This is a genomic window from Vibrio cionasavignyae, from assembly GCF_050337155.1.
Lineage (GTDB): Bacteria > Pseudomonadota > Gammaproteobacteria > Enterobacterales > Vibrionaceae > Vibrio > Vibrio nomapromontoriensis.
The window spans coordinates 1-6,160 of record NZ_JAKJSR010000044.1 but is presented as its reverse complement, the minus strand read 5'-3'; the positions used below and the strand labels follow the sequence as shown (position 1 = coordinate 6,160).

Annotated in this window: 10 protein-coding genes; 3 read left to right on the top strand and 7 right to left on the bottom strand. The window is 42.7% G+C overall.

Annotated elements, in window-relative coordinates:
* Nucleotides 1-214 (top strand): CcdB family protein (locus tag L4D74_RS24700; protein WP_428755035.1); only part of this gene is annotated, 214 nt, incomplete at its 5' end.
* A 95-nt stretch (nt 215-309) separates the two neighbouring features.
* Here the strand turns inward: L4D74_RS24700 and L4D74_RS24695 are convergent.
* From L4D74_RS24695 to L4D74_RS24670, 6 genes are all read right to left on the bottom strand, one after another.
* Nucleotides 310-621, bottom strand: a complete 312-nt coding sequence (locus tag L4D74_RS24695; protein WP_428755034.1) for a cupin — start codon at nt 619-621, stop codon at nt 310-312.
* Between the two features lie 603 nt (nt 622-1,224).
* Entirely contained in the window at nt 1,225-1,575 is a 351-nt protein-coding gene (locus L4D74_RS24690) for a RidA family protein (protein ID WP_428755033.1), read from the bottom strand.
* 144 nt (nt 1,576-1,719) lie between these two features.
* Nucleotides 1,720-2,067 (bottom strand): hypothetical protein, encoded by a 348-nt coding sequence (locus tag L4D74_RS24685; protein ID WP_428755032.1) that lies wholly within the window; start codon nt 2,065-2,067, stop codon nt 1,720-1,722.
* A gap of 140 nt (nt 2,068-2,207) precedes the next feature.
* Nucleotides 2,208-2,558, bottom strand: coding sequence for a hypothetical protein (locus L4D74_RS24680; RefSeq protein ID WP_103879588.1), 351 nt, complete (start codon nt 2,556-2,558; stop codon nt 2,208-2,210).
* A gap of 191 nt (nt 2,559-2,749) precedes the next feature.
* Nucleotides 2,750-3,214: a GNAT family N-acetyltransferase gene (locus L4D74_RS24675; protein ID WP_428755031.1), complete on the bottom strand. Its 465-nt coding sequence runs from the start codon at nt 3,212-3,214 to the stop codon at nt 2,750-2,752.
* A gap of 572 nt (nt 3,215-3,786) precedes the next feature.
* Entirely contained in the window at nt 3,787-4,404 is a 618-nt protein-coding gene (locus tag L4D74_RS24670; RefSeq protein WP_428755030.1) for an RraA family protein, read from the bottom strand.
* 296 nt (nt 4,405-4,700) lie between these two features.
* On the opposite strand from L4D74_RS24670, the gene L4D74_RS24665 reads away from it, so the two are divergent.
* Both L4D74_RS24665 and L4D74_RS24660 read left to right on the top strand, forming a co-directional pair.
* The gene (locus L4D74_RS24665) at nt 4,701-4,847 is read left to right on the top strand and encodes a hypothetical protein (protein ID WP_428755029.1); all 147 of its coding nucleotides are present in this window, start codon (nt 4,701-4,703) and stop codon (nt 4,845-4,847) included.
* 106 nt (nt 4,848-4,953) lie between these two features.
* A complete protein-coding gene (locus L4D74_RS24660; protein ID WP_428755028.1) occupies nt 4,954-5,286 on the top strand; it encodes a hypothetical protein in 333 nt (110 codons plus the stop codon).
* A gap of 145 nt (nt 5,287-5,431) precedes the next feature.
* Here the strand turns inward: L4D74_RS24660 and L4D74_RS24655 are convergent, their stop codons facing one another.
* Complete coding sequence (locus L4D74_RS24655) at nt 5,432-5,806, bottom strand: GNAT family N-acetyltransferase (protein WP_428755036.1); 375 nt, start codon at nt 5,804-5,806, stop codon at nt 5,432-5,434.
* Nucleotides 5,807-6,160 lie beyond the last annotated feature (354 nt).

Sequence of the window (6,160 nt, the reverse complement as noted above, 5' to 3'; positions counted from 1 at the left end):
CTTGGTAATCCCATTAACACCGCTCGGACTATTTGAGAAAAAAACGCCAACTCATTTATGCCCAACAATTCATATAGATGAAGGTGAGTTTGTGGTTCTCACTCATCAGATGGCAAGTATACCGTCCAAGATACTAACTGAACCAGTTAACGAACTAAGCACATTTAGGAACGAGATTATCGCTGCCGTAGACTTCTTGATTACTGGCATATAAACGCTTTGCTAACCGGCGCTAACGACTAACTTTGCCAAACGCACAATACTGCAAACCAAAACCGCGAAACGTTACGCGTCCGTTTGAGCAATTTGTTATACGCTACCTTCGTTTTCGACTACTAGCACCCTTGCGATACCAACTGGATAAGCAACGTGCTCAGTACCAACCGACGCATAAAAAATATCACCTATATTTAACAACGCCGATTTTTCTGCGCCATTTTCTTTGTAGAACATTTCTACTGCACCATCTAAGACAGCAAACACTTCTTCACCATCATTTGTATGCCACTTATATGGTTTGTCTGTCCAATGTAACCGAGTGGTAATGCCATTCATGCTTGCTATGTTTTTAGCACCCCACGCTCGGTCGGCCACAAACTCTTTACTTCGAATTATCTTCAAAATCAATTCCCTTTGTCGATGAAGTCAAAAAGCGTATAACGCCCTGCTAAGTGGCGCTAACGATTAACTTGCCAAGCGCACTTAACTTCAAACCAAAACCGCCAAGCTTATGGCGCCCACTTGAGTAGTTTGTTAGTTGCCTACGCCCCTATTCTCTCATTTGCACCAAGATGCTAAGTGCTTACTGCAAACTAAATTACTATCACCAAGCCATACTTGATAGCTGACAGAACTGACATCTTTCGATTAATGCGAGTTGGCGCGAAAAAGAAACCACCGAAGTCACTGAAAAACGGGTTGAGGAAGATGTGACTTTCGTTGCTCACGGACGGGCACAAAAAGCAGTTCCGCGAAACCTCGACGGCTAAAACGAATGACGCTTTCGCGCTGCCACCGGAAAGAAAGTTAAGCAGTGGGGCTTGTCGCTGCATAGCTAAAGGGACAATGATTTGACCACTAAATTTCTAAGTGCAACTAACGCCCGCTTAAGTTGTGAGTTACGCACCACTGAAGCCAAATTTTAAACCGTAATCACCCAAAACAAAATTAACGCCAAAACCGCCAAGCGTTACGAATCAACTTGAAGCGTTTGTTAGCAGTGTTCTAACGTCTTACCGCCGTTACTGTGACTTCAATAAGTATGTCACCTTCTAACGCAACACCTAGGCACGCTCGCTGAGGCCAGTGTTCTGGGTTTTCACCCAACCACTCACACCAGACTTTATCCATTTTAGGTTTATCAGGCATATTCGCGATAAACACCTGTGCACTTACTATTTGAGTTTTATCAGAACCTAGCTCTTCAAGGTTTTGTTCTATCGTCTCTAGCGTCAGTTTAGTTTGACCTACTATGTCAAAAGAAGTGTCTGATGATGTTGCTACCGTCCATACCAAATCTTTATATGCTGAGGACTTATTTCTGCCTTGATAGACACCACACTTCCTTTCAATCATTGTGTTCTCCTTGAACTGCTAACGCCCGCTTAACTTGCTGCCAACTGCACAAAACCCAAACATACCATCGTAATCACATAAGCTAAACCGAATCAAAACCGCCACAGGTTGGCAGTCAGGTTGAAGCGATTGTTAGCTTCTTTTTCACTTCTCTGTAAAGTAGTGGTCGATATCTAAAACCTCAGTGATTGTAAAACTCTCATGTCTTTCATTACGCTTAAATTGAAGCTCATATTTTTCTGGGAAAAAACTCACATGTGGATTGTCAAAATATTGATTCTCCACATAATCAATATGAGAATCTAAACAAAACTGGAACAAAAACGCCTCTTCACCTTCAGCCAAATCTAAGTTGCATTTATCACATACATAGTTTGATCTCAGATTACCGCTAACAATTTTCGTATACTCACCCTCGAAGACTTTAGCACTCGCTCCATAGTCGTTGTTGAGTTTCTCTTCACCATGTTGCTTACAATATAAATATGTCATATGTCCTTCCTGCTTCCCTTGAAGCTAACGCCTTGTTAAGCAGCAGCTAACTACCACTGCACCCAAACAAAGCCACCGTAATCACTAAACTCAATTCAAACCAAAATCGCCGACGGTTAGCTGTCTGCTTGAACAATTTGTTATGCGTCATCATCGATGATTGGGTGCCCTATCATTGTATCTTCAACAACTGAATGACATTCAATAGTGAACCACTCTTGGAACAAAGCCCAATTTCGCTTTTTTGGCCATAACGACTCATCCACATACCATTGAAATAATTCACCCTCAAATAGCACCAGATGGTTAAGCTTAACCCAAGCCATGACGCTATCTGGTGAGTCCGCTACTTCATTGCTTACTAAGTAAACTGTACGCTCTTCATTTACAGATTCAACCGTCAGCTCAGAAGTTGGTACAGGATCAACTTTGTTTAACCAATCAACGGCTACCTGCGAATATCTCAACATTAACGCACCACGATTTACCATGACTCGGCTCCTATATGTGGGTGATCTCGCGTCAGAATATCATGAAGTAGAGAAACGTTTGTACGCTAATTCCGTACTGACGCATAACGCCCTGCTAAGTGGCGCTAACGATTAACTTTCCAAGCGCACTTAACTTCAAACCAAAACCGCCAAGCTTATGGCGTCCACTTAAGCAGTTTGTTATGTACTTGCTATCGCAGATATTTCTGCCAATGCTGTAAGCCCTTTTGTTCAACTTGGTAGTCTTTAAAGTCACAGGAGCGATAAAGCCTTTTCGCAACTGTATTTTCGTCATCGACTTCCAGAGTTATTTTAAGAACACCACACTCTTGGCAATACCGCTCTATACCATGAAGTAGAACTTTACCTACACCCTGACCTCGAAAGTTATCAGACACCATGAAATCGTGAATATTGATAACTTTCTTTGCTCGATATGTGGAGTAAGATTCAAAACAGACAGCAAATCCCGCTGGCTGATTTTCAAAGAAACAGAGAAAACCATGAAAATATGGCAGCTCAAATAAATTCTTTACAGTATTAGGATCTATTTCTGCTGATAGTTTTGACGAATACTCATCAAATAAGGTCTTAAATAGTATGTAGTGTACGCCTTGTCTTATATCTACATGTACAACTGAAGTGTTCAAATCCATTTCTCCGTGAAAGTACATAACGCCCTGCTAAGTGGCGCTAACGATTAACTTACCAAGCACACTTAACTTCAAACCAAAACCGCCAAGCTTATGGCGTCCACTTGAGTAGTTTGTTAGTTGCCTACGCCCCTATTCTTTTATTTGCACCAAGGTGCTGACTGCTTGCCGTTAGCTAAATTACTATCACCAAGCCGAGCTTGATAGCTGACAGAACTGACATCTTTCGATTAATGCGAGTTGGCGCGAAAAAGAACCCACCGAAGTCACTGAAAAACGGGTTGAGGAAGATGTCATTTCCGTTACTCACGGACGGACACAAAAAGCAGTTCCGCGAAACCTCGATGGCTAAAGCGAATGACGCTTTGGCGCTGCCACCGGAAAGAACGTTAAGCAGTGGGGCTTGTCGCTGCATAGCCAAAAGAACAATGATTTGATCACTAAATTTCTAAGTGCAACTAACGCCAAATTAAGTGGTGAGTAACGCTACCGCTCACCTAAAGCATTGTGCCGTAAACACTAAAGTTGATTCAAACCGAAAGTGCCAAGCGTTGCGAATCTGCTTAAATTTATTGTTAGGCTTTTTGTTTCGCAGAACTTATTGCTAGAGCTATGTTAGCTCTGTGGTTCGCTTCCCACTCAAGCAGAGTTAATGAAGCTTCATCACGTGCTTTCTTTGAGGCCGATACAAACACATCCTCTGCGCTTGCTTTAGGTATAACTACGATACCCTCTAAATCAGCGACAATTACGTCTCCCGTAGATACCTTTACTCCCCCACAAGTAATTGAAACACCCAACTCACAATAGACATTTTTCTTGCCTGGTACCGGGTGAACACCTTTCGCAAAAACTGGAAATTTCATATCTGAAATTTCACCTAAGTCCCGGATTACACCATCAATAATGAAGCCTTTTATGCCTCGATTCTTAGCAACTGCGCATACATTACCGCCCGCAACTGCATACTCACTATCAACGCCATCCACAACGATTATGGAGCCTTCAGGCGCTTCGTATATTGCAGAATGAAGCATTAAATTATCACCTGAAGCTAACTGAACCGTGAATGCCTCTCCAAAAATTCGCGGCATACCCTGCCAAAGAGGGCCAATGTTGTAATCTATAAAGTGGTCATTGGTAAGTATGTTCCCATATTCGGTTGTCGCCAATTTAGAAAAGTCTTGCTTCATTTTAACCTCCATGTTTGTAGAAAGCCTAACGCCCTGCTAAGTGGCGCTGACGATTAACTTACCAAGAGCGCTTAACTTCAAACCAAAACCGCCAAGCTTATGGCGTCCACTTGAGTAGTTTGTTAGTTGCCTACGCCCCTATTCTTTTATTTGCACCAAGATGCTCATTGCTTGCCGCAAACTAAATTACTACCACCAAGCCATACTTGATAGCTGACAGAACTGACATATTTCGAGTAATGCGAGTTGGCGCGAAAAAGAAACCACCGAAGTCACTGAAAAACGGGTTGAGAAAGATGTTACTTCCGTTGCTCACGGACGGACATAAAAAACAGTTCCGCGAAACCTCGATGGCTAAAGCGAATGACGCTTTACCGCTGCCACCGGAAAGAAAGTTAAGCAGTGAGGCTTGTCGCTGGATAGCTGAAGGGACAATGATTTGACCACTAAATTTCTAAGTGCAACTAACGCCCTGCTAAGTGGCGCTAACAATTAACTTACCAAGCGCACTTAACTTCAAACCAAAACCGCCAAGCTTATGGCGTCCACTTGAGTAGTTTGTTAGTTGCCTACGCCCCTATTCTTTTATTTGCACCAAGATGCTCATTGCTTGCTGTAAACCAAATTACTATCACCACGCCGTACTTGATAGCTGACAGAACTGACATCTTTCGGTTAATGCGAGTTGGCGTGAAAAAGAAACCACTGAAGTCACTGAAAAACGGTTTGAGGAAGATGTCACTTTCGTTGCTCACAGACGGACACAAAAAGCAGTACCGCGAAACCTCGATTGCTAAAGCGAACGGCTTATCGGCGCTGCCACCGGAAAGAAAGTTAAGCAGTGGGGCTTGTCACTGCATAGTTAAAGGGACAATGATTTGACCACTAAATTTCTAAGTGCAACTAACGCCTTGTTAAGTAGCAGCTAACCACCACTACACTCAAACAAAGCCACCGTAATCACTAAACTTAACCAAACCAAAATCGCCAAACGTTAGCTGTCTGCTTGAACAATTTGTTATGCCTTTTAGTCACGATAGACATCTGGTTTCCAGATTTGCATCAGAATCTCTGGATTCTCTACTGGTCTAAAACCAAATTGAGAATAGAGTCCGTGAGCATCCCTAGTAGCCAAAACCATCCTGCGCAGCCCTTTTACATCGGAGTGTTCGACTATCGTTTGTATTAGCAACTTACTTAGACCTTTGCCTCTATAACGATCTTCAATAAACACATCAGCAAGATAAGCGAATGTAGCTCTATCTGTTATGAGACGTGCAAAGCCAACTTGATTGCCAGTGTCAGTAAAAACACCAAAACAAAAAGAGTTTGCTATCGCCTTTTTCAAAGTTTCTCTTGGAATATCAGAAGCCCAATAACTCTGTGAAATAAATTTGTAGATAAACTCAAAGTCGAAGTCTTAATTGTTTGTGCTGACTTTATATCCTTGCATCGCTCTCCGTCCCTGAGGCATAACGCCCTGCTAAGTGGCGCTAACGATTAACTTGCCAAGCGCACTTAACTTCAAACCAAAACCGCCAAGCTTATGGCGTCCACTTGAGCAGTTTGTTAGCTTTTTCGTGCGATAATGCCTGCGTTGCTCACCAAGATTTTGAAGTAACGCTCTCCCCTCAAAACCGATGACCAACATGACGGGACAGAGTTGAACTGTCCAAAAATTCGTAGCCTGAGTTGACGAAACTCAGAGGCAACTCAAAGTTTGCCACTAAGCCAACAACCACATACGCCAATTTTC